30 protein-coding genes and 3 pseudogenes are annotated in these 26,501 nt (G+C 33.0%); 20 read left to right on the forward strand and 13 right to left on the reverse strand.

What is annotated here, in order from left to right; all coding sequences use genetic code 11:
• The 12 genes and pseudogenes from LS81_RS06895 to LS81_RS06950 form a co-directional block, all read left to right on the forward strand.
• Positions 1–902: pseudogene (locus LS81_RS06895) on the forward strand (hypothetical protein); the annotation flags it as partial.
• Positions 902–1,255: a hypothetical protein gene (locus LS81_RS06905; RefSeq protein ID WP_052096660.1), complete on the forward strand. Its 354-nt coding sequence runs from the start codon at positions 902–904 to the stop codon at positions 1,253–1,255. The pseudogene LS81_RS06895 and the gene LS81_RS06905, both read left to right, overlap by 1 nt.
• Positions 1,248–1,658, forward strand: coding sequence for a T6SS effector amidase Tae4 family protein (locus LS81_RS06910; RefSeq protein WP_138069886.1), 411 nt, complete (start codon positions 1,248–1,250; stop codon positions 1,656–1,658). The genes LS81_RS06905 and LS81_RS06910 overlap by 8 nt, the downstream gene beginning before the upstream one ends.
• Complete coding sequence (locus tag LS81_RS11505) at positions 1,655–2,038, forward strand: hypothetical protein (RefSeq protein WP_034347920.1); 384 nt, start codon at positions 1,655–1,657, stop codon at positions 2,036–2,038. The genes LS81_RS06910 and LS81_RS11505 overlap by 4 nt, the downstream gene beginning before the upstream one ends.
• A 9-nt stretch (positions 2,039–2,047) precedes the next feature.
• On the forward strand, positions 2,048–2,602 hold the full coding sequence (locus tag LS81_RS12010) for a hypothetical protein (protein WP_237022209.1): 555 nt from the start codon (positions 2,048–2,050) through the stop codon (positions 2,600–2,602).
• Positions 2,602–2,724: a hypothetical protein gene (locus LS81_RS12340; protein WP_272898100.1), complete on the forward strand. Its 123-nt coding sequence runs from the start codon at positions 2,602–2,604 to the stop codon at positions 2,722–2,724. The genes LS81_RS12010 and LS81_RS12340 overlap by 1 nt, the downstream gene beginning before the upstream one ends.
• Positions 2,703–3,332 (forward strand): type VI secretion system amidase effector protein Tae4, encoded by a 630-nt coding sequence (locus LS81_RS06930; protein ID WP_237022210.1) that lies wholly within the window; start codon positions 2,703–2,705, stop codon positions 3,330–3,332. The genes LS81_RS12340 and LS81_RS06930 overlap by 22 nt, the downstream gene beginning before the upstream one ends.
• A gap of 3 nt (positions 3,333–3,335) precedes the next feature.
• A complete protein-coding gene (locus LS81_RS06935) occupies positions 3,336–3,764 on the forward strand; it encodes a hypothetical protein (RefSeq protein ID WP_034348016.1) in 429 nt (142 codons plus the stop codon).
• The gene (locus tag LS81_RS06940; protein WP_233715950.1) at positions 3,757–4,011 is read left to right on the forward strand and encodes a T6SS effector amidase Tae4 family protein; all 255 of its coding nucleotides are present in this window, start codon (positions 3,757–3,759) and stop codon (positions 4,009–4,011) included. Before LS81_RS06935 ends, LS81_RS06940 begins: the two co-directional genes overlap by 8 nt.
• A gap of 9 nt (positions 4,012–4,020) precedes the next feature.
• Positions 4,021–4,449 carry a hypothetical protein gene (locus LS81_RS06945; protein WP_034347960.1) on the forward strand — a complete coding sequence of 143 codons (429 nt, stop codon included), beginning with the start codon at positions 4,021–4,023 and terminating at the stop codon, positions 4,447–4,449.
• 78 nt (positions 4,450–4,527) lie between these two features.
• Positions 4,528–4,689, forward strand: coding sequence for a hypothetical protein (locus tag LS81_RS11510; RefSeq protein WP_162549630.1), 162 nt, complete (start codon positions 4,528–4,530; stop codon positions 4,687–4,689).
• Between the two features lie 23 nt (positions 4,690–4,712).
• A complete protein-coding gene (locus tag LS81_RS06950) occupies positions 4,713–5,138 on the forward strand; it encodes a hypothetical protein (RefSeq protein WP_034347963.1) in 426 nt (141 codons plus the stop codon).
• Positions 5,139–5,974: 836 nt separating this feature from the next.
• Here the strand turns inward: LS81_RS06950 and LS81_RS06955 are convergent.
• The 3 genes and pseudogenes from LS81_RS06955 to LS81_RS06965 form a co-directional block, all read right to left on the reverse strand.
• Positions 5,975–6,286 (reverse strand): Arm DNA-binding domain-containing protein, encoded by a 312-nt coding sequence (locus tag LS81_RS06955; protein WP_034346107.1) that lies wholly within the window; start codon positions 6,284–6,286, stop codon positions 5,975–5,977.
• Positions 6,287–7,317: 1,031 nt separating this feature from the next.
• Positions 7,318–8,364: pseudogene (locus LS81_RS06960) on the reverse strand (DEAD/DEAH box helicase family protein); the annotation flags it as partial.
• Positions 8,365–8,456: 92 nt separating this feature from the next.
• A complete protein-coding gene (locus LS81_RS06965) occupies positions 8,457–8,858 on the reverse strand; it encodes a MerR family transcriptional regulator (protein ID WP_034346092.1) in 402 nt (133 codons plus the stop codon).
• A 310-nt stretch (positions 8,859–9,168) separates the two neighbouring features.
• On the opposite strand from LS81_RS06965, the gene LS81_RS06970 reads away from it, so the two are divergent.
• From LS81_RS06970 to LS81_RS06980, 4 genes and pseudogenes are all read left to right on the forward strand, one after another.
• Complete coding sequence (locus tag LS81_RS06970) at positions 9,169–10,794, forward strand: phytoene desaturase family protein (protein WP_034346094.1); 1,626 nt, start codon at positions 9,169–9,171, stop codon at positions 10,792–10,794.
• A 9-nt stretch (positions 10,795–10,803) separates the two neighbouring features.
• Positions 10,804–11,268 (forward strand): DUF2147 domain-containing protein, encoded by a 465-nt coding sequence (locus LS81_RS06975; protein WP_034346096.1) that lies wholly within the window; start codon positions 10,804–10,806, stop codon positions 11,266–11,268.
• 654 nt (positions 11,269–11,922) lie between these two features.
• Positions 11,923–12,156 (forward strand): annotated as a pseudogene (locus LS81_RS12530) (phage integrase central domain-containing protein); the annotation flags it as partial.
• Positions 12,157–12,663 (forward strand): tyrosine-type recombinase/integrase, encoded by a 507-nt coding sequence (locus tag LS81_RS06980; RefSeq protein WP_161976748.1) that lies wholly within the window; start codon positions 12,157–12,159, stop codon positions 12,661–12,663.
• A gap of 213 nt (positions 12,664–12,876) precedes the next feature.
• Here LS81_RS06980 and tkt read toward each other — a convergent pair whose 3' ends face one another.
• The 6 genes from tkt to LS81_RS07005 all read right to left on the reverse strand — a co-directional run bounded on the left by tkt (position 12,877) and on the right by LS81_RS07005 (position 18,631).
• Complete coding sequence (tkt, locus tag LS81_RS06985; RefSeq protein ID WP_034346059.1) at positions 12,877–14,877, reverse strand: transketolase; 2,001 nt, start codon at positions 14,875–14,877, stop codon at positions 12,877–12,879.
• 449 nt (positions 14,878–15,326) lie between these two features.
• A complete protein-coding gene (locus tag LS81_RS11285) occupies positions 15,327–15,500 on the reverse strand; it encodes a hypothetical protein (protein ID WP_158659423.1) in 174 nt (57 codons plus the stop codon).
• A 137-nt stretch (positions 15,501–15,637) separates the two neighbouring features.
• Entirely contained in the window at positions 15,638–16,192 is a 555-nt protein-coding gene (locus LS81_RS06990; RefSeq protein ID WP_034346062.1) for a Fe-S-containing hydro-lyase, read from the reverse strand.
• 30 nt (positions 16,193–16,222) lie between these two features.
• Positions 16,223–16,897: a bacteriohemerythrin gene (locus LS81_RS06995; protein WP_034346065.1), complete on the reverse strand. Its 675-nt coding sequence runs from the start codon at positions 16,895–16,897 to the stop codon at positions 16,223–16,225.
• Positions 16,898–16,927: 30 nt separating this feature from the next.
• Positions 16,928–17,566 carry a bacteriohemerythrin gene (locus LS81_RS07000; RefSeq protein WP_034346068.1) on the reverse strand — a complete coding sequence of 213 codons (639 nt, stop codon included), beginning with the start codon at positions 17,564–17,566 and terminating at the stop codon, positions 16,928–16,930.
• 219 nt (positions 17,567–17,785) lie between these two features.
• Complete coding sequence (locus LS81_RS07005) at positions 17,786–18,631, reverse strand: fumarate hydratase (protein WP_034347151.1); 846 nt, start codon at positions 18,629–18,631, stop codon at positions 17,786–17,788.
• A gap of 257 nt (positions 18,632–18,888) precedes the next feature.
• Between LS81_RS07005 and LS81_RS07010 the strand changes: the two genes are divergently transcribed.
• Positions 18,889–19,785, forward strand: a complete 897-nt coding sequence (locus tag LS81_RS07010; RefSeq protein ID WP_034346070.1) for a peptidylprolyl isomerase — start codon at positions 18,889–18,891, stop codon at positions 19,783–19,785.
• 446 nt (positions 19,786–20,231) lie between these two features.
• Here the strand turns inward: LS81_RS07010 and LS81_RS07015 are convergent, their stop codons facing one another.
• Both LS81_RS07015 and LS81_RS07020 read right to left on the reverse strand, forming a co-directional pair.
• Complete coding sequence (locus tag LS81_RS07015) at positions 20,232–20,612, reverse strand: RidA family protein (RefSeq protein WP_034346073.1); 381 nt, start codon at positions 20,610–20,612, stop codon at positions 20,232–20,234.
• Between the two features lie 270 nt (positions 20,613–20,882).
• Entirely contained in the window at positions 20,883–21,143 is a 261-nt protein-coding gene (locus LS81_RS07020) for a hypothetical protein (RefSeq protein ID WP_034346075.1), read from the reverse strand.
• Between the two features lie 422 nt (positions 21,144–21,565).
• On the opposite strand from LS81_RS07020, the gene LS81_RS07025 reads away from it, so the two are divergent.
• The 3 genes from LS81_RS07025 (at position 21,566) to uppS (ending at position 24,810) form a co-directional block, all read left to right on the forward strand.
• Positions 21,566–23,221, forward strand: coding sequence for a lactate permease LctP family transporter (locus tag LS81_RS07025; protein WP_411710194.1), 1,656 nt, complete (start codon positions 21,566–21,568; stop codon positions 23,219–23,221).
• Positions 23,222–23,345: 124 nt separating this feature from the next.
• A complete protein-coding gene (gene lptB / locus LS81_RS07030) occupies positions 23,346–24,068 on the forward strand; it encodes an LPS export ABC transporter ATP-binding protein (protein WP_034346081.1) in 723 nt (240 codons plus the stop codon).
• A 73-nt stretch (positions 24,069–24,141) separates the two neighbouring features.
• The gene (gene uppS, locus LS81_RS07035; protein ID WP_034346085.1) at positions 24,142–24,810 is read left to right on the forward strand and encodes a polyprenyl diphosphate synthase; all 669 of its coding nucleotides are present in this window, start codon (positions 24,142–24,144) and stop codon (positions 24,808–24,810) included.
• Between the two features lie 441 nt (positions 24,811–25,251).
• Here the strand turns inward: uppS and LS81_RS11290 are convergent, their stop codons facing one another.
• Together LS81_RS11290 and trpA are read right to left on the reverse strand one after the other, a co-directional pair.
• A complete protein-coding gene (locus LS81_RS11290) occupies positions 25,252–25,389 on the reverse strand; it encodes a hypothetical protein (protein ID WP_158659424.1) in 138 nt (45 codons plus the stop codon).
• A gap of 264 nt (positions 25,390–25,653) precedes the next feature.
• A complete protein-coding gene (trpA, locus tag LS81_RS07040) occupies positions 25,654–26,424 on the reverse strand; it encodes a tryptophan synthase subunit alpha (protein ID WP_052096530.1) in 771 nt (256 codons plus the stop codon).
• Positions 26,425–26,501: the final 77 nt, after the last annotated feature.

Consider the following 26,501-nt stretch of genomic DNA (forward strand, 5'->3'; position numbering starts at 1 on the left):
ATTCACTAAGTATAGATATAGCTAAAGATACCAAAGAGCTAAGTGATACAAGTAATCTTAGCTCTAGCTTACAAGATATACTCTCTAGCATATATACTAATCTAAAAGATACTTATACCAAAGGCTATAAGTATCACTATCTATCCCTACAGCTAGATTCTAATGCCCTTATCCCTCAAAGTATTCCAAAAATCTATAAAGAGCCTTATACAAACTATGAATACAAAGACTATGGCATAGGAAACTATCACTATCTCTATAACTCCTGCACACACATAATGCTAGATACAAAAGACTATACACAAGTAGGATTAGAATCTAATCCTAGTAATGCCACTATCCTCACACTCCACACACCTTATAAAGCACAAAGACTAGAATTACAATTAGCCAATGGATTAGATTCTCTCATAGAATCTAAAGATAGACAAAGACAAGCTAAACAAGCTACAACACAATCTAAACAAAAAGATTCTCAACAAGATAAGGGACACAACACAGAACAACAAATCATAGATTCTCTCCTAACTCTTACTCTTATCAATGGAGGATATAAAGAGAAGTATTGGGGATTTAGAGAGGAGACAGAAAACAAAGATACACAAGCAAATCCTGTGCATACAAATATAAATACAGAAAGTAAAGATTCTAAAGAAACACAAGAGAAACAAGAGAAAGAAATACTAGAGATATATTTTAGTTATGGAGAGGATACGACAAGATTGCAAGGAGATTCAAGACACACACAAGATGTGAATTTGCATATCATTACGCAAGGATATAGCAATGGGGAGGAGATACATACAACATTGGAGATTCAAGGGGAAAAGCTTAGTGTAAGTGGCATAATACAAGATAATCAAGCTATAATTATGAATGTGTTAAGCTCAAAGGGTAAGTGATGTTAGATACAAATGTATGTAAAGTAAAATGTGGCGATAAAGAGATAACAATTAGGATTCAAAGACCTAATTTTGAGAGTGTGGAAAAGGCGTATAGAGAGATAACAAGAGAGGGTGCCAATGAGTTTATAAAAAACTATAAATTAACTCACCCCGAAACACAAGAGGAAGTTGAACAACTATCTTATGCTATGGCAGAAGCAAGGTATAAAAAAATCAGTCAAGTTTTATTGAATTTTTATAATGGGGATAGGACAAATAGATCTAATACTTGTGCGACACGAGTAAGCTATGCACTCAATAACAGCACAATACCTCTAGATGTAATAGCTAACAAAAAAAGATTTGCCTAGCGGACTTTGGGATATTAATGGGAAATATTACTACATATCCGTTGATGGCATTATCAATGCTCTAAGCATTGCTTGGCATAAGCCCAAAAAGCTCGATAATAAGCTCAAGCAATCCATATTGTGTGGCTGCTCGGAAGATTTTTACAAAGAAATGACAAGCAAAGAGCAAAATGTCGCTTTTTTCAATGAATTGGTGTCTTTCAATAGAAAAGGTATAGTTGCTATGAGAATGCAGCACAATAGACTTAGACATACGACTTTGTGGAATGGTAGTAACTTTGTCGATGTAGAGATGAATAGGGAGATTGACATACCTTTATATCTTTTTGGTTATGACTATCTCAATGACCCAAATAAATCTTATCCATATATAGCACAATTCTATTTTTGGGAGTTAAAATGATACAAAATGGTATTAAAATGTATCTGCTTATAGCGATAATGTCTTATAATTTGTTTGCTGGTGGTCCTGAAGTGCATATAAATTATAAAGAATACTACAAACAAAATGCGAGATATTTGCATAAAATCTGGGGATTTGATTATTGTTTAAATTATACAAAAAATATGTCATTTAATGCACTTGAGAAGCAGTGGGTAAAAGAAAAGCAAAGCATACTTGAATCTACAAGCAAAGAATCTCTTGAGGAACTAAAACATTTTATTGATAGATATAGAGCCAAACATAATCTGTTGGTCATTTGCCTAAATCTCTATGACTCCAAAGAATACCAAGACGAAGTAGAACGCATAGTAAAGAAATATTGCAAGGATTGTGAGTGAAAATCACAGATGAAAAACTTGTATAAAGCACAAAGACTAGAATTACAATTAGCAAATGGATTAGATTCTATACTAGAATCTAAGGATAGAGAAAGACAAGCTAATCTTACTAGAGAATCTAAAGAATCTACAACACAATCTAAGCAAAAAGATTCTCAACATAACACAAAACAAATCATAGATTCTCTACTAACTCTTACTCTTATCAATGGAGGATATAAAGAGAAGTATTGGGGATTTAGAGAGGAGACAGAAAGCAAAGACACACAAGCAAATCCCGTGCAAACAAATATAAATACAGAAAGCAAAGATTCCAAAGCAACACAAGAAAATAAAGACAAACAAATACTAGAGATGTATTTTAGTTATGGTGATGATATGGCAAGATTACAAGAGCATTCAAGACATTCTAGTGATGTGAATTTGCATATCATAACACAAGGATATGAGGAAGGGGAGGAAGTGGAAGTAAGATTAGAATCTTCTACAAATGAAGTCCTTATGGTGCATGGTATAATACAAGATAATCAAGTTGTAATTATGAATCTATTTAAGGAGCAATAATGGTAGCTGAATGGAAAGCCACTTGTGGCACTGCAAGTGCAAGCATAAAATGTAAGAGACCTAAATGGAAAGATGTAAAAAAGCATACGACACAATCAATATGGCAAATCCGAATGATATGAATCTACAAGAAACCTTTAGACAAGCTATCATAGATAATGGCGTATGGCGTGGCATATCATCTAAAGTAGCAGAGCAGAAAGCCCAAGAGATAATCACACAAATACAAAATGGTAACTATGATGATTTTGTATGGCAGAGATATGCCCTAGTGGGTGGCACACCTTTAAGTGAATACATTAATCATAAAAACTTCTTTGGTAAAAGTCCCAATTATGCAGATTATAGCAATACTTGTGCTTTGCAGGTTAGTTATGCACTAAATTATGGGGGTATCCCACTACATACTGAAATCGAGCTAAAAGAATATAAATCTATGTATGGTAAAAGCAAGCAATATCTTTATATCTTAGGTGCAGATTATATGGGGAGATTCTTAAATGATAAATGGGGTAAGGCAGAGATATCTATAACAGCAACAGATGAAGGTAAATATGCGGTATTAGAGCAAATTAAAAATAAGAAGGGCATTGTGGTAATGAAAGGATTTTATTCGCACACAACTTTATGGAATGAAAGTAATTTTGTTGATGTAGTAAATGGTGTGGCTAGTAATTATTATTTAACTAATATAGGGACAGCTAAACTTGAATTTTGGGAGCTTATATAAAAAATGAAAAAAGTGATATGGTTTTGTTGTGTGTTTTTTATGTATCTAAATGCCGATGATATAGAATTTAACAGAGAGCTTGTAGGGAAAGTGGATAAAGTAGCCTATTCTTATGATAAAAAAATAAAAATTATAAAAAGAATAGGTATGGAGTATTGTATTAAGGGCAATAATTTTGATAAGACACAGCCTAATATTATGATTATGGGTTGGTATAGATATAAATTGGGCGTTCCGTATGGAGAGGATATAATAGCAGACCTTAAGCCATACATAGACAATAAGGCTACAATCACCGATAAAACATTATTGCATCATTATCAAAAATCAAACTTTAGTAGATTTTATACCTGCCTAGAACTCTATGAATCCAAAGAATACCAAGACGAAGTAGAACGCATAGTGAAGAAATATTGTAAGGAATGTGAGTAAAATAAGTCTTAAAGATTCTAAAATTATGAGAACTAAACAAGACAATATAATTTTTTATAACAACGAATTTTCAAAGTTTAGTAAAAATGGAGTGGTAGCAATGATAATTAGTGGGTGGAGTAATGCGGGAGGACATGTTACATTATGGAGCGGGAAAGATAAAAAGTTTTTGGATAATTCTAATTACTTGCTTGATAGCAGGGATATAGTTATTGTTAAAGAACTTTATTTTTGGGAATTATTATAAAGGAATCTTATGAAAAAAATTATATTAGCGGTATTGTTTTGCATAAATATTGTATTTGGGCTTGGAGAAATGAGCTATAAAAATGAAGAAGGCAAACGAAACGAACTAGAACGACAACACTTTACCTATGAACTCAAAGTCGATGCACTAAAAAAGCTAGGCTTTCGCTATTGTATCAAAAAGTTTGTTGATGACGATAAAGGCGAAGTGTATTATATAATCAAAGAAAAGCTCAATATGCCATTATTCTTTGATGATAAAAATCTAGACAATATCACACAATTTTTAACGCTTGTAGAAAATCTTAGCACATGGAATAGCAAATATAAAATTGATTACACATATAAGCCTTTTCAATGCCTTAGGGTTTATGAATCCAAAGAATATCAAGACGAAGTAGAACGCATAGTTAAGAAATATTGTAAGGATTGTGAGTGAGAAATCATGGTGGTTGCTCTGAGGATTTTTACCACAATATGACTTCAAAAGCTGAAAAATCAAAAGTTTTTTAAAGAATTGCAATCCATTAAAAGAAAAGGTATTATAGCAATGATTGGCACAGATGGGCTACGACACACAACCCTATGGAATGGAAATAATTTTGTTGATGTAACTTTGGGAGTAAGCTCTAATTATCTTAATGACACTCAATATATAATACGAGAAGTATATTTCTAGGATTTGTTATAAGGGAGGATTATATGAAAAAGAATTTATTGTCTCTATTTTCGTTTGCTGTTTTTACTGTTTATGGTAGTGCAATTGAAGCTAGCAATATTTTACGAGATAATGATTCCTTACCTTATTCACTTAAAAGAAAAGTGGATATATTAAAGCGAATAGGTATAGAGTATTGTATGGAGCGAGATAATTTTAAAGAGCATAGTTTCTGGCTATGGCATTTTAAAAGAAAACTTGAGCTACACAAAGATTCTGATGATAAAAGTGTGAATTTTTTTAGTGATGAAAGTGATAGTGGATTTTCAAGTTTCAAAGGCTTTGTATACAGCAAAACACAAGACAATATACTTCCACGATTGTATACCTGCCTAGAACTCTATGAATCCAAAGAATATCAAGACGAAGTAGAACGCATAGTTAAGAAGTATTGTGAGGAATGTGAGTGAATCTTAAAACTTTAAGAAATACAAGGATAAGGATAGCATGGAGGGGATATAAATAACTCTTAGAATACTCTAAGGATATGCAAGATAATAAAAATCATAGAGAGTAAGGAGGATTCTTTGCAATCTATTTACATTATACATACAGGAGTCTTTCTCTCTTCTTATGAAACAAAAAGCTAGGCTTCGAACTAGCAGATTAAATAGTATGATAGAAGCTGGCAATAGAGATTCTCATATCTTAGAGCTCTAGAACATCAAGGATATACAAGGAGGAGAGACAATAAGCCTAAGATGTTAGTAATCCTAGCAAATAGCAATGAGGGACTATCTTATAACTATGCAAATCTTATGAATGCAGGGAAGGATACTCTAATATAAATAAAACAAAAAGGCATTATAATGAATATTTTAGTTTACTAGAATCTAAAGGAGTGGAATAGATAAAAACAAAACTTTGAATCTTAATGTGTCTCGTTTGTAGCGTAGGTTTTTGGCTTTAAATGTGGGAACAAAGAACAAATTTGTAAAAAATGTGCGACAGAAGAGTAAAAGGAGCATTAGAATCTAACAGATAAGATTCTGCAAATAATCTAGCAAATATTGAGATGGTAGATATTCTAAATAAATCAAGTGTAACCACCTTTACATTCTTACTAGCTAACCATTCATTACAGACCTTATATCTATATCTGCGATAATATCAACATAACATACAAATCATTCATCATCAAAATCTTAGATAAGCAGGTTTTCATATTGTTAAATGTAATATATTTATATTTGTTTTTATCTTGGATATCTAAGAGTTGCAAATATTCCTTTAGATTTACCCCCTTTTATTTGTATTCAACACTTTCAATAATATTGTTGTATCCCTTTGCTATCTCTCTAGCGTTATTTAAGTCGCATTGTGGATATTTACCAATGCTTAAGCTATTTAATTTGCCTTTAAAGCTATATCTATATACAAAGGTTTTACTAACGCCTTGCTTGTTTTTCCTTAATAGCATATACAAGCATTTACAACTAGAATCGCTTACTAATATATCTTTTTTGCTACTGGTATCAAATAGCTTATTCTCGCTTATAAAGCTATTTTCATACTCTTTTATTATGTTTTTTAATTGATATGAATTGCTAAAATTCATTACAAAACCCCTTTATAAAGTAAAATGCACTTTATAAAAGCATGTTTTAATCAAAAGCACTACACATAAAAGCAATTTAATGCTATGGCATTTATGTATCTCAAACACCATTGCAATAAAAAGTTAATTGCTCTCCTTTACATTAGTACAATTTTTGTTTATTTGTTTGTCAATATAGCTTAATATGATGGGTATATTATGAAATAAAGATTGCTTATAGCAAGGAATTTATATACTCTCTCATCTATCAATACTTCAAGATAATTTACATAATATAATTATGCATAAGCTTCATATATGTTATTAGACGTAATTTTATATAATTGTATATAAGCCTTTTAATTGACATTAATTCTAATATTCACATCATTCGCAAACCTTATTGATAAACTTTTTAGCTTGTGATATGCTTGAGTTTTCTTTGATACCTCTTACAAACTATACATAAAAAATATTTTATAAAGCATGTTTTAGAGGCTTATTCTTTGAAGAATCATGTAGATAATATATGATAAATTAGTCTAAAAACAACTACTTGGATATCTTTATTATGGCAAAGTTTCTTTTATGGGATTTTTGTTATCCTTTTCTTTTGCTAGTGTTATCAGACTATATTTACAAGGGTAACTCTATCAGTGTTTTTCTGTTGCTTCACATTTGCAAAATCCAAAAAACACCTTTTAGCATTGACAGACATACCCTAAAGGCTAAAAGGTGCTTAATGTATTAAGCCTTAACATATACATATCACAACAGAAGCAACAATCACATGCAACACATGCAACATTTAAGCTTAAGCATTTGATACAAATAAAAATAACATAGTAAGCAAATCCTACATACTCACTACACAGAAACACTTAAAGGAATCCATAAAAGCTAGAAGCCCTTAAAACATGCTTTACTAAAAATATTTTTGTATATAGTTTTGTGTATAGTTTGTAAGAGGTATCAAAGAAACCTAAAATACATCACAAGCTAAAAACCTTGCAAATGTGGGTTAATTTGGAGCGTGTTTTTTTGGTGATACTATATTTATAAGTATCTACATTATCACTTCGCTTTGGAGTAGCAGTAAGTCCCAAATGCACAGCACCCTCAAAATAATCTAACACAGCCCTCCAGCTTCCTGTCTCATTTGCTCCACCTCTATGACACTCATCGATGATAATGAGATCAAAAAAATCTCTAGGATATTGCAAATAAAATTTACTTTCTAAGCTCTCTTGCGCGCTCTCTTTGTCATCTTGTGTTTCTTTTTCTCCTTGGGCTTGTGATCTATCCGTGCTACTTAAGCTCTGATAGATTCCAAAAAATACATCTGCACTTGTAGGCACTCTGCCATTATTTCTTTTTAATTCCTCTGAGCTAATTTCCTTGCAATCCCCTTCTATGGGATTAAATTCACTTAAAGCTTGATTTCGCAATGTGATACGATCACAAAGAAATAAAATCTTTGGCTTTCTATTGGCATTATTTATATTCCACCTTGCCTCAAGTAGACGATAACATAGTGCAAAGGCTATGGCAGTCTTGCCAGTGCCAGTGGCTAGAGTGAGTAGAATCCTTTTTTGGCCATTGATAAGGGATTGTATAACTCTATCAACGGCTATCTTTTGATAATATCGCAATTCTTTCTGTGGGATATAGAGCTCTTTTTGAATGATTAGCTTGTGTTGCCATTCTAGGAGATTTCCAAAAGTCCTATTAAACAAAATCTGTGGGCTTGGGAATTCTTCTATATATTCACCCCTTGAATAGTGCATATCATATTCAAAGATTTTATCGCCATTTGTAGCATATACAAAGCGGATATTTAAGATTTTGGCATATTCTATAGCTTGTGATAGTCCAGTTAGAGAATCTTTATAGAGTTTTTTAGCTTCAATGATAGCTAGATTATTACCTTGGAAGCTAAGCAGATAATCTGCATACTTTCTTATACCTCTTTTCCCACCAAGAAGTTTTCTGCCATCAGTAAAGTAATACTCCCTCTTAATGCAATCTTCACTCCAATTAGAATCTTTTAACTTTGTATCAATAAACTTTACCCGTGTGTCTATTTCTGATAAGTTCATGTATTTTATAGCCCTATCTTTCAAGATAAATTGGTATTATACGCTTTTATTTGCTTAATTATACCATTCATCAAGTGTAGAACCAAAAATGTTTAGGTGAGTTGGTGGTTTTCTGGGTTTAGTAAATCTATCTTAGAATCTATACTTTTATCATATAGCTCTATCTTTTGTTGCAATTTTTCTTCCATTTTCATTAAGTTTTTTATATCATTTTTGACTTTATTTAGCTGCTTTTGTAATATTTCTTTTCTTCTAGGTGCTGTATCTATCCCTTGTGGAAACAAATAGACATATTCCTTTATGTCTTCCAAGCTCATATTAATAGAACGCAAACATGCTACCCATTCTACCCATTTAATATCTTTCTCACTAAAATATTTAACACCATTTTTATCCCTATCTATAAAGGGAAATAATCCTTTTTTAACCCAAAATCTAAGTGTATGTGATGAGATACCAGTTTTTCTTTCTACTTCTATTATTGTATAAGCCATATTTAATCCTTTTTTTTATAGATACAAACTATTAGTATTGGACATATTTTGTCCCCCTCCCTTTTTTAGTAAAACAAAGAGTAAGGACGCAATTCAATCATTAATTTATAATAATACCACTAGCAACTCTTCTTGCAATATGATTATAGCCTATGAAAATGATATTCACTCATAGATTTAGGATATTTATGTTACTATATTTCACATACATTTTTATTAATTGTATCTTAAAATATCAAAAACTACAATACAAAATATTTTATATTACAATTGGTGTCCTAATAATTTTTATTCATATCAAAGGACTTTTATGCATAATACATACGATGCTATTATCATTGGCTCTGGCTTAGGTGGTCTTAGCTGTGGTGCTACACTATCAAAAGCTGGTAAAAAGGTCTTGGTATTAGAACAACACAATCTAATTGGTGGATGTGCGACGTGCTTTAAACGCAAAGGTATGCTTGTAGATGCTGGATTGCATGAGATGGACTTTGGGAAGCCAAATAGAGATATAAAGCATATTGTTTTTAAGCATTTAGAGCTTGATAAAAAGCTAGAGCTTATCACACTGCCAAGCGCATGGAGTATCATAGAGCAAAATAATCCAAATAAGATTCTTACAATCCCACATGGCAATACACAAGAAGCATTGATAAAAGCTTTCCCACATGAAGCAGAAGGCATTAGAAAATATTTTAAAAAGATTGATTTTCAAGGGTATTTAGTTAGAAGATTCCCATTTGATATGAAGTTTTTAGATTTTTTCTTTGCACCACTTACTACACTTGTATTTTTTGCTTACAATATGCTACGCAATAAAAGTGTGGGTGAAGTGCTAGATTCTTACATAAAAGATCCAAAGCTAAAGAGAATCCTAAATATCAATATCTCATATTATCATCACAATCCATTTAAATTTATTTGGAGCTATCATGCAATAGCACAAAACAACTACTATAACAAAGGTGTGTATATAAAAGGCGGTTCACAAAGGCTATCAGACACACTTAGTGATATCATCACTCAAAATGGCGGAGAAGTAAAAGCAAATGCTGATGTAGTAGAAATCTTACTAGAAAACAAAAAGGCAAAAGGCGTAAAATACATAGATAAAAAAAGTAAAGCAGAAATAGAAATCTATGCAGATACAATCATTGCAAATTGCGATCCACACATCGTATATACCAAGCTATTAGGCTCACTATCTTTAGATGAATATAAAAAAGATTCTAAATTAACACAAGATTTATTGCTTACTTCATCGCTTGTATCTTTGTATATGATATTTGATAAGAATCTAAGTGAACTTTATCCAAATATGGACTACTCTACTTTCATTGTAGATGAGAAATACTTTAATCTCCCATTTAATTCTGACAATGCAGATTCTGCAAATACGCCTATAGAGTGCCGTGATTTTGCTTTTATTAATTACTCTAAAATTGATAATGGACTAAGTAATAGAGATGATAGACATCTAGCAGTTGGTGCGGTGTATAGCTATTATGAAGAGTGGGAGAATCTAGACAAAGATGCCTATAAGGCTAAAAAGCAAAAACTCCAAGATGCACTAGTAAAAAGACTAGAGAATGTATATCCAGATATTATGCAGCATTGTATCCACATAGAGCTTGCCACACCAAAAACTATAGAGCGATATATAAGAACTAGAAAAGGTGTGATATATGGATATGATCAAGATAAAGAAGGCTTTATTGGTAGAGAAAGATTTAAATCAAAGAGTATAAAAAATCTCTACTTTGCATCAAGCTTTGGATTCCCAGGAGGTGGATTTACAGGAGCAATTTTAAGTGGATATAGAACTGCCAAGAAAATACTAGATCCATATTTTTATGCAAAAAGGATTGCGCTATGTGTAATCTTTGGCACTGCAGTTGGCACAGGGATAAGTATGTTAGCTAAAATGATATAGGAGGAAGTGATGAAATTTAGAATAATTAATTGTTTAGTGATGAGTATGACATTTGCATTTGCAAACGATATAAGTGGAATCTATCTTTTACCAAAAGATTCTAAAAATAGGCAAAGTGTAGTTGAGGTTTTTAATAAAAATGAAAGATTTTATGGGGTTGGGTTTAGCACGACAAATGGAATCAATAATGATCTAGATTCAAATAACCCAGATAAAAAACTTCAAAATCGCCCAATCCGTGGTAGTGTATTTTTAAACCTAAATTGTTCTGAAACTCCTTGTACTGGTCAAATTTACAGCTTTGAAAAAGGCAAGACCTATCCAGTCAAAGCTACATTAACAAACAATACTTTAGAGATAAAGGTTGATGTATTCTTTGGTCCTACACTCATTTGGGAAAAGCTAGACAAATCACAAGCCGCCAAATATGAAAACCAAAGACTTGATATAAACTCACTTGAATTAATGAAATAATAAATGGTAAGGCTAGACTTTAAAGGTTAAGTCATCATATTGGAAATCATTAAACCTCTAAATCTAGTGAGATGATAACAAATAAGCACAATAAACAAAATTTTATAACACAATGAAATGCTGTGTTATAAAATAAGTGCCAAAAAACTCTAATAGAAACAAAAGGAGAGAAAACCTGCCCTGCCCTTATAAAACTCCTACTCTTATCGTCCACTCAACTTTATATATTACGTCAATGTATAGTCTATGTAATAAGCAGTTTCACTAGAGTTAGAATGAAGTAAAAAGAAATAAATGATAATCAGATTAAGTGCTTAGGAATCAACTAAACTTTCTGATACCTTTGTCCTAAAATTACCCTATCGAAACTACATTTTGCCATAAAGCAAAACATTAATAAATATCCACAATGCGACTTAAATAACGCTAGAGAGATAGCAAAGGGATAACAATATTATTGAAAGTGTTGAATACAAGCAAAAGGGGTTAAATCTAAAGGAATATTTGCAACTCTTAGATGTTAGGGATAAAAATAAAAACAAATATAAATATATTACATTTAACAATATGAAAAAACCTGCTTATCTAAGTTTTTGATGATGAATGATTTGTATGTTATGTTGATATTATCGCAGATATAAGGTCTGTAATGAATGGTTAGCGAGTAAGAATGTAAGGGCGGTTTCATTTGCAAGTTATACGCATTATTCTAATATTTTATGTGCTACATTTGGTAACGAAGATATAAGAGATATTACTAAAAATGATATTTTAGCCATATTGCAAGATTATCAAACAAGTAACAAATTAGCTACTTGTAGATTGTTGTATTCTATATGTAAGCGTATTTTTAACTATATGAAAGCACTTGATTATATTATGTATAGTGTGTGTGATAGGATTAAATATAACATACTCTTTAAAAAGCATGATGTAAAGCACCATGAATCCATACATAAGCAGGAATTAAAAGAGATATTAATTACACTTAATAAGGCTTTTAATAATATTGAAAGTGCATACAAGTATTATAAAAAGCTAGATTATAATTTAATCCCTTTGATGTATAAGTTTAATATCTATGTTCCTTTAAGGGTTAAAAACATTATTAATCTTGAATGGAATGAAGTAGATTTTAATAACAAAATGCTTGTAATCCCTGATTCCAAAATGAAACGAGGTAAAGAATTTAAATTACCTTTGAATACTCAAGCATTAGCTATATTAGAGTTTATGTATAAGCAAAAGTTAGATAAATATGTTTTTAGCCTTGCTTTGAGTGATAATGTGAGATATAAACGTGCTTTATATAATGCTTTATGTGAGTATAAAGAATTAAAAGATAATGGCAAATGGTATCATGGTGTAATCAAAGATTTATTTGATAAGTTGTAACAAGAGATAATCCAAGCAAACCGTATTGCATGATGCAAATGACTATCATTAATCTAGATAATTTTTGCATAATTGCAATTTACATATTCTTGACTTTGATAAAGAACTATTCCGCACCGCAACATAACTGCTAGATCTTAATAAAATATAAGAACATTAGACTATACAAGAACTAGCCCATGAAAGCATAACATCACGCAAGGGTATAACATATTACGCAAATAAAGATTTTACCCTTTTACAGATATTTTCAACACTAAAACCAAAATATTCAAATAATAAATCGCCCTTACCACTGGCTCCAAAAGATTCCATACTTAATACATCATCAGCAAAGACATGAAGCTCTAAGCCTCTTTGTGCCTCAATAGCAAATACTTTAGAATCTCCAAAAAGACTTGCTCTATATTCCCTGCCTTGTTGCATGAATAACTCAAAGCAAGGCATGGACACAACTTGTGCTGCAATACCCTCATCCTCCAGTTGCCTTTGCGCTTTAATCGCTAGGCAAACTTCACTGCCACTTGCTACCAATGTAACTTTATTAAAATCTGTCCCATTTCGCGTAAAATCTAGCAACAACAAAGAGTGTGAAATAATATAAGCACCCTTTGACACATTATCCAAAGTCATGAAGTCCGTCTCTATAAGCGGAAGATTCTGTCTTGTCAAAATAAAACTTTGTGGTTTTTGTAAATTTAATGCAACTTGCCACGCCAAAACATTTTCATTTGCATCAGCTACACGCCAATTCAATAAATTTGGCATAGCACGCAAATGACTTAGTTGCTCTATAGGCTGATGCGTTGCACCATCCTCACCAACACCAATAGAATCATGTGTAAAAATATAAAAAATTTGAGCCTGCATGAGACTCGCAACACGGATACTGGGTGATAAATAATCGCTAAATACAAAAAAAGTTGCACAAAATGGTGTAAAAATACCATAATTTGCAAATGCATTAGTTATTGCACCCATAGCATGTTCACGCACACCAAAATGCATATTACTACCATGTGGAAAATCCATTGAATCTTTAAGTGCCGTATTGTTGCTTGGAGCAAGATCGGCACTTCCGCCAATAAAGCCAACATTTGCTTGCGCTATAGCATTTAGTATCTTGCCATTACTAGCTCTTGTTGCTACCGCACTACCATAGGAAAGCCCTGCTCTGCCCCCCTCTTTTTGCATGTCATTTGCATGAGTGGAGTTTGTGTCGCCAAATACGGGAAATGAAACACTATCAAAGTTCTTCTTTAATAATGTTTCAAGGTTTTTTTCTTGCCCACTTTTTTGTACAGCTATAAGCCAAGACTGATATGCCTTTTCTCCCCTCATTGCACTTTCTTGAAAGTATGCTCTACTCTCTTCGCTTACACGAAAAGTTTCATTACTAAACCCCATTTGTTTCTTACTTTCAAATATGACATCATGCCCCAACGGTGCTCCATGTGCATTATGGCTACCCTCTAAACCAACAGCATTCTTTGCAATCTTTGTCTTTGCTATAATAAGCGTTGGCTTACACGATTGCTTTGCTTCTAAAAATGCATTATTGATCTGCATGTAATCATGCCCACAAATCTCTAGTACAAAAAATCCCTGTGCTCTAAACCTTGCAGCAACATCTTCACTAAAAGCAATATTTACATCCCCTTCAATACTAATATTATTGCTATCATAAATAAGGATTAGATTGTCAAGATTGTGATGCCCAGCAAGAGAGCAAGCCTCATAACTAATCCCCTCTTCCAAATCACCATCACCACAGAAACAATATACTTTATGATTAATTACATCATTACCAAGCATAACTTGAGCACGTTTTGCTGCCATTGCAAAACCTACTGCGTTTGCCACACCCTGTCCTAATGGACCAGTTGTAATCTCTACTCCATGCGTATGTCCATACTCTGGATGACCAGGAGTTTTTGAATGCAATTTGCGAAAACTACGCAAATCTCGCATGTCTATATCATAACCCCATAAATGTAATAACGCATAAAGCAAGGCACTTGCATGTCCACCACTAAACACTAATCTATCACGATTGATCCAAGTTGCTTGTTGCGGATAGATCGCAATATGATTTGCTAGGACAACAGCAATATCAGCGAGTCCCAGAGGTGCACCTGGATGCCCACTATTTGCCTCTTGCACCATATCAGCACAAAGCATTCTCAATTCATTTGCGACTTGTTCATGTATCATTTTTTTCCTTTTCTCATCAAAATATACCAAGCATAAAAATTTTTACCATACATATATATGACTAATCTTATCTAAATATGTCATAACAGCTGATTAAATTGCAAAATTAATAGCATAAAAAATTATCATGTTTTCAATACTGCCATATCATATACTTAAAGTTATACGCAACCTAATAACTACCGATTGAAAGTTGAGCACACAAAGTCTAGCAACATAAATATTATAGGCAACATACTAAAATGCAAAGAAAAATAGTTTCAAGATATTATCACAAATTAGGAAGACCATGATAAGTATAATACCTGCCAACCTAACATGCTATGCATATCAGAATAAAGATTTCATACGTCAACAACATACGCAAAGATAAATATTCATGAAGTAAAAGGCGATTATCCTTCATTCACAAACTAAACTTACAAAAAGATAAAATAAAAAAACTTAAGTTATTTCTTCATAAGATTATAAAAAAGCACTCCAAACAAAGCAATTATCGCACCAAGACAAACAATTCCTATAAGCCATAAAACAATCGGCAGTATAAAGCCAAGCACCTTAAAGATGACAATGGTAAGACAAATCAAGACAACAAAAATCAAACCTAATTGTAAAAACTGCATAAGCACTCCTTGTAATTATATGAAAGTCATTCTAATATAAAAAAGTTAATGTCATAAAAGTAACAAATTACAACCAAAATAAGTGATAACTCTATGACATCACAAATACAATATCCTATCGTTAAAATTAAAAATTCTTATATTTGCCTGTAGGCAGATTGCCCTTGCTCATAAAAATTATTTCCATCGCTATCAATAGCAACAATAGCTGGAAAATCAACAACAGTCAGTTTTGCAACCGCCTCTGGACCAAGCTCTTCATAAGCAAGAACCTCATACTTTTGAATACATTTAGAAATCAAAGCAGCAGCACCACCAACGGCCACCATATACACAACACCATGTTTTTTCATAGAATCAATAACTGCTTGATTACGATATCCCTTACCAATCATACCACTTATGCCCTGCTCAATGATCGTTGGTGTATATTTATCCATTCTACCACTCGTCGTTGGTCCTGCAGAACCAATGGCATTGCCAGGCTTTGCTGGGCTAGGTCCTAGATAGTAAATTGTCTGATTTACCAAATCGACAGGTAGTTTTTCACCCCGTGCCAATGCTTCTGTAAGTGCTTTATGTGCTGCATCTCTAGCAGCAATAATTGTCCCAGATATTAATACAGTATCCCCTGCACGTAACTTTTTACCCTCTTCTCTAGTAAATGGGGCTTGTAATCTAACTTCTGACATAAAATCTCCTTCAAAACAAAATTATATTACTCACACTTTCATATCATTGATGTAAGTAATATTTGTACTGCAATGTTTGCAATATATTTTTTTTCCTTGCTGTATTTGCGTATGGATTGCATGTGAAATATTATATACCTTACCGCACATGCAACTATAGATATGCAATACACTATTTTTTTGGATTGCTTTTGTGCTATTAATAGTAGGATTATTTTCTGGTTTGCTTTGGGCTGAATGTTCAGATTCTACAAACGCATCTTCTAATATATTATTTTCAGATTCCAAATCCTTACGTTCCTCAGCCCTTTTCTTCTCCAACATTTCTTGCTGATATTCTCCGATACGCATATCTTCTTGCAATATATGTCTAACTAGCCATTGTTCAGTAATAATGGCTAATTGTTGCTTAAAATCATATTTTATATTTTTTATAAGAGAAGTCATTTCAGAAACAATTACCCTATGATGTTCCTTATGTATTTCTAGCGATGGAAATTGTATACTCTCCATATAAGCCTCTTCGTCTCTAAAATGAGTTTTCATATAATCAAATAATGCTATCAAAACTCGCTTAATTTCTAGTGGGTCTGTCTGCTTACCAATCATATTGTCTGCTATATTGGCAAGTTCAAATAGCTTCTTATGTTGTTCATCGATCATAAAATTATGAACACTATATTCTTTACTCCATTTTGGTAGCACACATTGTCCTTTAGAATCTAAAAACACACATTAAGCTTCGATATCTGTGATATATTTAATAAAAGTAGTGCAATCTTGACACTTTACGCCATCTCCTGCCTGTATCTTTGCATGTATGTCTGGCTTAATATTATAGGTTTTTCCGCACAAACAACTATACATATGCATGATACCTTTTTTCGCCTCTTGTTTTTTACCAGAAACCATTTCAGATTGCTTTAACAACGCATCATCTTGACTATTTGTAGATGACGCTGCCACTTTCTGTATTGATCGTTTTTCATTCATTTCTTCACAATATTTCGCATATTCCATATCCTCTTGCAAAATATGCTTCAAAAGCCACTGCTCCATGATAATGACAAGTTGTTGCTTAAAATCATATTTCATATTTTTCACAAGATTTGTCATCTCAAATACAATTTGTTTATGTCGTTCTCTATGTAATTCAAGCGAAGGATATTGTATACTCTCCATATAAACTTCTTCGTCTCGAAAATGAGTTCTCATATAATCAAACAAAGCGACAAGCATCTTTTTAATTTCAGCCGGATCGGTTTGCTTGCCAATCATATTGTCTGCCATGTTAGCAAGCTCAAATAGTTTTTTATGTTGCTCATCAATCAAATAATTTTTAACACTATATTTATCATTCCACTGCAATAACATTTAATGCTCCTTATCTCAAGATATTTTAGAATTAGCTACTTAAAAAAACCATTGTAAACAACATTCCTAGTCACAGGATACCATGCAAAAGCCTTCATAAAAACATTTTTCTATAACATGTTAATAAAAAATTAGCCTTAAACATTTATACCATTAAACCATACAATCACTTAAAACAATCCAGCACAATTATTACCCCTCCACAAATTATAAGTCAAATTACAATTCAACACTATAATGCCGTGCTGCATGACAATTCACATTAATTGCAACAGGCATACCCGCAATATGTGTTGGATACCATTCAATATTTACACCAAATGCAGTGGTATTGCCTCCCAATCCTTGAGGTCCAACACCAGTTTTATTCGCAAGCTCCAACAACTCCTCCTCCAAAGCAGCATATTTTGGATGTGGATTCTTAGAATCTATTGAGCGAATAGCAGCTTTTTTGGCTAAAATAGCAGCCTTTTCCATAGTCCCACCAATACCTACACCCAGCACCATAGGTGGACATGCATTCGGTCCGGCCAATCTCACAGCCTCCAAGAATAAACTTTTAACGCCCTCAAGTCCATCTGCTGGTACACACATTTTTAATAAGCTCTTATTCTCACTTCCAAAACCTTTTGGTGCAACAGTGATTTTAATTTTATCACCTGCTACCATTTCAGTATGTAGAACTGCAGGAGAGTTATCAGTCGTATTTTTACGCTCAAAGACAGGTTCACTGACAACAGACTTTCGTAGATAACCATCTTTGTATCCACGTCTTACACCCTCATTAATTGCATCGCTAAATAATCCACCAACAATATGCACATCTTGTCCAACCTCAGCGAAAACGACAGTCATACCCGTATCTTGACAGATAGGCATCATATTTGACTGCGCAATCTCACCATTCTTTATCAATGTCCCTAAAATATTCTTGCCAATAGCAGAGGTTTCAACCTCTTGTGCTCTTTTAAATGCATTTTTTATATCTGGTGTTTGTATACAACAAGCCTTAATGCAAAGTTCCTTAACAGCTTCTGAAATTGTTTCACATTGTATCTCACGCATATCTTTATAGCTCCTTTTTATTTTCAAGAGTTTGGGTTTCATATATCATTCTTCGGTTTCAGACCACAGCGATTGGTACATTCTATCCTTTTAGAGTTTAAAAAAAGTTTAATTCCACAAAAAATACTTGACTTTTATTAAAAATTTTGACCTTTTTTAACAATTAATACTTTTTTGTATGTTAGAATCTGATCCACTTTAGCATACTTTATGCTTATAGCTTCAGATATCAAATTCTATCTTATCAAGGATATTGAATGAATAAGAAAATAGGTATACTCGCATCTCTATGCTGTAGTATTTCGCTATCTATGTATGCAGAATCTAATATGACTTCCCAAAATATAGAACCTAAGTCAGGTTTTGCAGACAAAAATATTGTTGGAGGTATTGCACTTTTTGTCAATGGTGAGCCAATTACACTACACGCGATTAAGCAAGTAGAAAATGCATTACACACGGACAGATTGCGTGCCACAGACATACTTGTGAATGAAAAACTAAAAGAAGCTGAAATTAAGCGTTTAAAAATCGAAATAAATGATATGCAGCTAGATGCACAAATTGCACAAATTGCGCAACAAAACAATATGAGCCTAGACCAATTCTATGCTGCTATTGTGCAAGAGGGAATGAGCTTGGTAGAATATCGCACAAAGCTAAAAGATCAAATGCTGGCACAAGAACTCATGCGAAAAATACTCTTTTCGAGTAATGTTGGGCAAGAAGATGAATTGCGTAAATACTACAACGAGCATTTAGAAGAATTCGTAATTCCAAAAGAAGTAGTGGGTACAAAATTTGTAAGCCACAACAAACAAACACTAGAATCATTTATACAACAAGGCATTAACGCAACGTTGCCAGATTCCATAGCCCATAGCGAAGAAACACTGGAAATAAGTACCCTACCAGCACAAGTAGCCGATATATTTCTAGCTACAGAGGCAAAGTCTTTTACGCAGATATTTGAATCTGGCAATGGTGATTTTGTCGCATTTTATATCAAGGAAAAAATCTCAAACGAACAAGTGGAATTTGAAAAAGCAAAAAACTATATAGCACAAAAACTTATTGCAAACAATCAGGAAAAGATTCTAAATGATTATTTTGAACGTGTAAGAAGTCGATCAAAGATTGTTTTCGTCCGCTAGTAAAAATAATGAGGCTGATTACTTTTTTATCCAATCGTAACCAAGCTTATAAGCAAATACCTGCTCTCAAAATCAATTATTGACGCACAACTTACAAAATCTTGATGTTGTTATTTTCAAAGCAATATATTTCATCATAGCGATTGTAAATATATGTAAAAAGCATTAAAGCACTTAAACTTCATAGCTCAAATTCTACTACTTTGATTTTACCTTATCTTCTTTTTTATTGGCATGATATAATGCAATCATACAAATACATGATTATATGCTCAAGGAGAGCCCATAGACATATATTATGTTATATATGGATAGCCTAAAGGCATAAAAACAAGTCCCATAAAAATCCAAACATATGTCAAGCACAATAAACACGATATAAGAATCCAAATAATCACTTCATTATGAAGCTTTATAGTATGATTTAATCATCTATAATAATTATTTTAAGCCTTCATAGCAATACATTCAATCTCTATCTTACTTCCCTTCGGCAATTCTTTCACCGCAACCGTACTACGAGCAGGCTTATGTGAAAAATACATCGCATAAACTTCATTAAACTGCGAAAAATATGACATATCACTTAGATATACATTTGTCTTTACTACATTCTCTAGGCTGCTACCCGATGCTTCCAGCACTGCTTTTAGATTTTTACAAACTTGATGTGTCTGTTCTTGTATATTAGAATCCAAAAATTCTCCATTTGGCAATAATGGAATTTGTCCAGAAGTAAACACAAGATCATTTGCAACGATAGCTTGTGAGTATGGTCCTATTGCCTGTGGTGCATTATTTGTACTTACAATATTAAAGTTCTTCATGTCTTTCCTTTAGTGTATTGGTGTGTAAAATTCGTATTTTAGCACATTTTTACAAAAGTGTATAATCCACGCTTAATAACTTGAAGCATGTATATTTAAGTTATCCCCCCACCCCTAATTTATATTCAAATTAATCTTAATATGCAAATAAAACAGATTCTAAGGCGGTGCTATTCTAAATTGCTTTCTAGATCGTAAAAAGTTATAGCTCATCTAAAAAACTTAAAAAGTATTTCAAAAACAAAAATGATTTAATATATCCCATCTATATCAACGACATTCAACACTTGTTAAAATCTCTCCGCTAAATCCATCTTCTCGCAAGTACTGTATAATTTCTTTCTCATAAAGTGGCGCTGTAAGCACAATGCATTCAACATTGCTATAGCTTTTCTTGCTTGGTTGTGTTATAACTATCTCTGCTTTTTGCAGGTACTTACCATGTTTCCTTGTATCTAAATCATAGCAACATATAATTTTTTGCTTATTTTCTAAAGCAACAAACTTAGTATAAAAAACTCGCTGATACAATCCATACCTACCACATAAATAATGTTTGGTAAAAATACAAGATTAAAATAACTCCTATTAATATTGCGATACATTCATCTTTCCTACACCAATACTAAATAAACCCCAGATTCAAGGTATAATCATATTGGCAATATCACATAAATCTATCTCAACCCACGGTAGTTTGTGGTTATAGATTTATTTCTTAGATTTGCATTATCTCCAAACCACTTATTCCTACAACTTTATCTTTAGCCTACCTAGCAATGCAGTGATAAATGCATCACTAGAATATGCTAAAACATAGTAAAAACTTTACTTTTTTTCCGTTTTTGCCTATTGTATGGTTGTTTTTGTAGCATTTTGTATTTAAAAATTTATTTTTTGTTTATACTCATAATAATTTCTAATTTCAGATTCAAGGACTAATTATGAATGAAGTGACTCAAGCGACGCAATGGACACAAAACTATATGCCAGTTGCTGATAACATCTGGCTTAGTGGTTTGGTAGCATTATTGCCAATTTTATTATTTTTAGCGTGTCTTGTATGGTTTAAATTAAAGGGATGGCTTGCAGCAAGTCTTACCGTTGGTTTTAGCGCGATTATTGCCCTTGTTGTGTATGGTATGCCTTTCAACATGGTTGCAATGAGTTTCATACAAGGATTTTTGGTAGGACTTTGGCCTATTGCATGGATTATTATCGCAGCAATTTTTTTATACAAAATAGCTGTAAAAACAGGTTATTTTGAGATTCTAAAAGAAAGTGTTATCGCAGTGACTCCAGATCAAAGGTTGCAGGTTATTCTAATAGCATTCTGTTTTGGTGCATTTTTAGAAGGAGCAATTGGCTTTGGTGGTCCAGTCGCAATTACTGCAGCATTACTTGTTGGTTTGGGATTACGTCCCTTATATGCTGCAGGTTTATGTATGATTGCAAATACTGCACCTGTTGCATTCGGGGCAGTTGGGATACCAGTTATTGCACTTGCAAAGGCAGTAGGTCTTGATGCAGGTGATATTGCCGCCATGGTAGGTAGAATGTTGCCACCTTTGACATTATTTGTCCCATTTTTTATTGTATTCCTTATGAGTGGATTTAAAGGAGTAAAAGAAACATTTCCTGCTGTTTTTGTAGCTGCAGTAACCTTTGCAGGTGTGCAGTATTGGAGCTCCAATCATTTAGGACCAGAATTGCCCGATATTATTTCTGCTATTGCAGCGATTGCCACCACCTCTATATTCTTAAAATTTTGGCAACCAGCGAATATTGAAAGGGCAGATGATACAAAAACTGCCATCGTAACAAAACAATATCCATTACCAAAAATAATTCTTGCATGGATGCCTTTCATTCTTTTGGTCATTACAATCGGAATTTGGCAGATGCCATTTTTTATGGATCTCTTTAAACCTGGAAATATTCTAGCTAACACAAATATTGTATGGCTCATTCCTGGTCTTGATAAGCTAGTTATACAGCAGTCTCCTATTGTTGCTGTTCCAACTGCACTTGGTGCGGATTGGAAATGGTATATTATTCAGAATCCAGGTACAGCCATTTTCCTTGCAGCATTGCTTAGCATTGTTGTATTACGTGCTAATGCAAAACAAATTATGGAATCTGCAAGCGAGACAATCAAAGAAATGTCTATACCAGTACTGACTATTGGGCTTGTCCTTGCATTTGCCTTTATTTCAAAAAATAGTGGTCAAGCTGCTACAATGGGATTAGCTCTAGCACATACGGGTTCACTATTCCCATTCTTCTCACCATTTATAGGATGGGTGGGCGTATTCTTAACTGGTAGTGATACAAGCTCAAACTTACTCTTTGGTCCATTACAACAGGTTACAGCCAAAGCCCTTAACATGCCAGAAGTGCTATTTATGGCAGCAAATACAGTTGGTGGTGTTGTAGGCAAGATGATAAGTCCACAAAGCATAGCTATCGCATGTGCTGCCGTTGGACTTGTAGGTAGAGAGTCTGAACTCTTTAGATTCACACTTAAATATTCTATCGGCTTTGTTGTATTTGTTGGTATTTGGACTGCAATTATCGCTTATGTAATACCAGGTATTATTGTTAACTAAGATTTTTATAAAATTTATGCTCGGACTTTATTATATGTCCTTGCAAAGGATAATAAAAAGTTGTAGAGGGCAATATTATTAAAAATATAGGGTATTATTTCAAAAACTATACAAAAGAAATTATATGAGTGTGTTAAGAGCAGAAAATCTAAGTAAACATATTAAAAAGACTAGGATTGTTGAAAGTATTACCCTTGAAGTGCATAGTGGCGAGGTTGTTGGCTTACTTGGTCCAAATGGTGCAGGTAAAACAACAACTTTTTATATGATTTGCGGTTTACTTGAACCAAGTGGAGGTAGAGTATTTTTAGATAATGATGACATTTCAGCAAAACCACTACATGAAAGAAGCCATTTGGGTATTGGCTATCTACCACAAGAATCAAGTATTTTTAAAGATTTAAGCGTCGAAGATAATCTTTTGTTGGCTGCTCAAAGTTCCTTTAAAAGCAAGAAAGAACAAGAAAATCGTATTGAGGTTATGCTTGAAGCTTTTAATATCGAAACAATCAGAGACAGAAAGGGTGTAAGTCTTAGTGGTGGCGAAAGAAGGCGTGTAGAAATTGCTCGTGCTTTAATCAAAAATCCTAAGTTTATATTGCTTGATGAACCATTTGCAGGTGTGGATCCGATTGCAGTGCTAGACATCCAAAAAATCATACAGACTTTAGTGGAGATGGATATTGGTGTGCTAATTACTGATCATAATGTGCGCGAAACACTTGGAGTATGTCATCGTGCGTATGTTATCAAAAGTGGTGCATTATTTGCGAGTGGTAAAGCTGAAGAAATTTATGAGAACCCATTGGTAAGAAAATACTACTTGGGCGAGAATTTTAAAGTGTAAGATATTTAATATCAAACGATACGATACAACTCTATATTCTTGACAAAATCAGAGTAGCAAAAAAAGGAACAGCATGAATGAATTAAGACACTTAGCGGTCGTGATGGATGGTAATAGGCGATGGGCTAGAAAAAATGGAATCTTAGAAAAAATAGGTTATCTGCATGGAGCCAATACTATACAAAAAGTGATTGAGGTTTGCATTGAGGAAGGTATCAGAAATCTAACACTTTTTGCATTCAGCACAGAAAATTGGCAGAGACCGCAAGAAGAGGTTGATTATCTTTTTAAACTCCTGAAAAAATATCTTGATGAAAGTCTTGAAAAATTTCTAAAGAATGATGTGAGATTTAGGGCGATTGGGCAACTAGATAGATTGGATCAGAATTTACTTCGTAATATTATGGAATTTGAAGAGCAAACAAAACACTGCAAAACATTATGTGTAAATGTTGCCATATCATATGGTGCAAAAGATGAAATCGTACGTGCAGTGAAAAAGGTTGTAAATAAGAATTTGGATATTACAGAAGAAAATATTACGGCAAATCTTGATATTAGCGAGGATGTTGATTTATTGTTACGTGTTGGTAGTGCTTCAAGAATTTCAAATTTTTTACTGTGGCAATGTGCATATGCTGAAATATTTTTTAGTAAGACGCTTTTTCCGGGCTTAACCAAAAAGGAATGTAAAAAAATTATTGATGATTTCAAGCAAAGAAAGAGGACTTTTGGCAAATAAATAATTGCAATTAAAAGTCAAACAGAAGAATTATATTGGAAACTTTAATGTTTTTTTTAATATTTTTTCTTGTTGTAGATTATTGGTGTATGTAAATATTGTTTGATTTACAAACATTATAAAAACAAAGCGGACTTGTAGAATTAGACCATATCTTACATTATATTATAAACTCTAGAAATGCTAAGTGTAAACCTTAACTCTTATCTTTATGTTAATTCTTACTATTCTAACATAAAAGCAACTTACTTAAAATTCGTTATAGACCTAAAACCTACAATGCTTAAGTCTATGCTAACCCATCTAAATACTATAAAAAGTATATCATACTCATCAGTCAGATAAATTAATAACTCTGTAATGCAGGTTCTAAGTGAAGTTAAATTTTATTTAGAACAAAACCACACCATCAATCCCAACTTTGAATCTCATACTCACGCACTAAAGCACCATATCCTTAACTAAGCAAAGCCACTTTAATTTCGTCAAACTCTGCTTATCTAGCAAAGCATGTCGACCCTTCAGAATCTTTGCCTTTTCTGCAAGTTGTTTTGCATAAACTTCATTTTGAATGTGCATCTTATGCCCTTTATAAAAAATATTGCTACTAAATCCAGTAACTTCGACATTCTACAAAAAACAAAACAAGTCAAACAAAGTTGCTAACCTAAACAGAAGCAAAATGACATCTTATGTCTAAGATATACGGATATACGAGATGATACACTAGTGCTGTTGCACACAAACAACAGAACGATAACAATTGCAGCCAATAAAACTCATGCAAACTAATTGTCTAAATACTTAGCAAAAACTGCTTATAATTTGGAGGACATACAGCATTTATCCGTATGCCAAAAGATCTCGCGTAGAATTCTGTAAAATTTCCATAAGATTGCCACTATCTTGATTTTTATTGATAATATCAACAAAATAGCTACCCGCAACAACACCATGAACTTTATGTTGCAATAAAGCAAGTTGACTTGCATGATTAATACCAAAGCCAACCATCACCGATTTTCCTTCTAACATACAAATTTCAACAACATCTTCTATATACTCAAGCACCTCTCTATTAATAAGCGTCTGATTGCCTGTTATTCCATTGCGTGCAACAACATAAAGAAACGGTGCAAAAGTTTGATTTGCAATTTCCCTAATGCGTTTTTGCGGTGTAAGCGGAGCAATTAGCTCGATAAAGTATATACCATGCTCTTTGCAAAGATCTCTCATGCCAAAATCTTCGCCCCCAAATCCTAAATCTGGGATAATCACACCATAAGCACCATGTTTTACAAGATCTCTAACAAATTCCTTTACCCCATATTGCAACACAATGTTTGCATAAGTCATCGCAAGGATATGTTTTGAGGTGTTTTTCATAAGTGCATTAATAATGGTAAATCCATGTTGAGGAACAAAACCATGTCTCAAGCTATAATCACTTGCACTTTGTATCAATGTGCCATCTGCATTGCCATCAGAAAAAGGGAATTGCACCTCTAAATATTTTGCTCCTCCTCGCAGAATCCCTGTTGCCGCACAAATACATGAGCGTATATCAGGGTATCCAGCGACGACATGACCCATGAGTTCTAGCTTTTGATTCACTTTATTTCTCCAAAATCCTATAATCAATATTCTATAGAAAGTATTTTTTGCACTACTGTAACATAGCTATATTATAA

The organism is Helicobacter trogontum (assembly GCF_000765905.2).
GTDB lineage: Bacteria > Campylobacterota > Campylobacteria > Campylobacterales > Helicobacteraceae > Helicobacter_A > Helicobacter_A trogontum.

Excerpts from the sequence above, each read along its gene's own strand:
- LS81_RS06975 (WP_034346096.1), top strand. The coding sequence starts at position 10,804 with ATGAAATTTAGAATAATTAATTGTTTAGTGATGAGTATGACATTTGCA.
- LS81_RS06935 (WP_034348016.1), top strand. The coding sequence starts at position 3,336 with ATGAAAAAAGTGATATGGTTTTGTTGTGTGTTTTTTATGTATCTAAAT.
- LS81_RS06970 (WP_034346094.1), top strand. The coding sequence starts at position 9,169 with ATGCATAATACATACGATGCTATTATCATTGGCTCTGGCTTAGGTGGT.
- LS81_RS06955 (WP_034346107.1), bottom strand. The coding sequence starts at position 6,286 with ATGAATTTTAGCAATTCATATCAATTAAAAAACATAATAAAAGAGTAT.
- LS81_RS07015 (WP_034346073.1), bottom strand. The coding sequence starts at position 20,612 with ATGAAGAACTTTAATATTGTAAGTACAAATAATGCACCACAGGCAATA.
- LS81_RS11285 (WP_158659423.1), bottom strand. The coding sequence starts at position 15,500 with ATGCAGTTTTTACAATTAGGTTTGATTTTTGTTGTCTTGATTTGTCTT.
- LS81_RS12010 (WP_237022209.1), top strand. The coding sequence starts at position 2,048 with ATGAAAAACTTGTATAAAGCACAAAGACTAGAATTACAATTAGCAAAT.
- tkt (WP_034346059.1), bottom strand. The coding sequence starts at position 14,877 with ATGATACATGAACAAGTCGCAAATGAATTGAGAATGCTTTGTGCTGAT.
- LS81_RS06965 (WP_034346092.1), bottom strand. The coding sequence starts at position 8,858 with ATGGCTTATACAATAATAGAAGTAGAAAGAAAAACTGGTATCTCATCA.
- lptB (WP_034346081.1), top strand. The coding sequence starts at position 23,346 with ATGAGTGTGTTAAGAGCAGAAAATCTAAGTAAACATATTAAAAAGACT.
- LS81_RS07005 (WP_034347151.1), bottom strand. The coding sequence starts at position 18,631 with ATGCGTGAGATACAATGTGAAACAATTTCAGAAGCTGTTAAGGAACTT.
- LS81_RS07010 (WP_034346070.1), top strand. The coding sequence starts at position 18,889 with ATGAATAAGAAAATAGGTATACTCGCATCTCTATGCTGTAGTATTTCG.
- uppS (WP_034346085.1), top strand. The coding sequence starts at position 24,142 with ATGAATGAATTAAGACACTTAGCGGTCGTGATGGATGGTAATAGGCGA.
- LS81_RS06930 (WP_237022210.1), top strand. The coding sequence starts at position 2,703 with ATGGCAAATCCGAATGATATGAATCTACAAGAAACCTTTAGACAAGCT.
- LS81_RS11505 (WP_034347920.1), top strand. The coding sequence starts at position 1,655 with ATGATACAAAATGGTATTAAAATGTATCTGCTTATAGCGATAATGTCT.
- LS81_RS11290 (WP_158659424.1), bottom strand. The coding sequence starts at position 25,389 with ATGCACATTCAAAATGAAGTTTATGCAAAACAACTTGCAGAAAAGGCA.
- LS81_RS06950 (WP_034347963.1), top strand. The coding sequence starts at position 4,713 with ATGAAAAAGAATTTATTGTCTCTATTTTCGTTTGCTGTTTTTACTGTT.
- LS81_RS07000 (WP_034346068.1), bottom strand. The coding sequence starts at position 17,566 with ATGTTATTGCAGTGGAATGATAAATATAGTGTTAAAAATTATTTGATT.
- LS81_RS12340 (WP_272898100.1), top strand. The coding sequence starts at position 2,602 with ATGGTAGCTGAATGGAAAGCCACTTGTGGCACTGCAAGTGCAAGCATA.
- LS81_RS06990 (WP_034346062.1), bottom strand. The coding sequence starts at position 16,192 with ATGTCAGAAGTTAGATTACAAGCCCCATTTACTAGAGAAGAGGGTAAA.
- LS81_RS06905 (WP_052096660.1), top strand. The coding sequence starts at position 902 with ATGTTAGATACAAATGTATGTAAAGTAAAATGTGGCGATAAAGAGATA.
- LS81_RS06945 (WP_034347960.1), top strand. The coding sequence starts at position 4,021 with ATGAAAAAAATTATATTAGCGGTATTGTTTTGCATAAATATTGTATTT.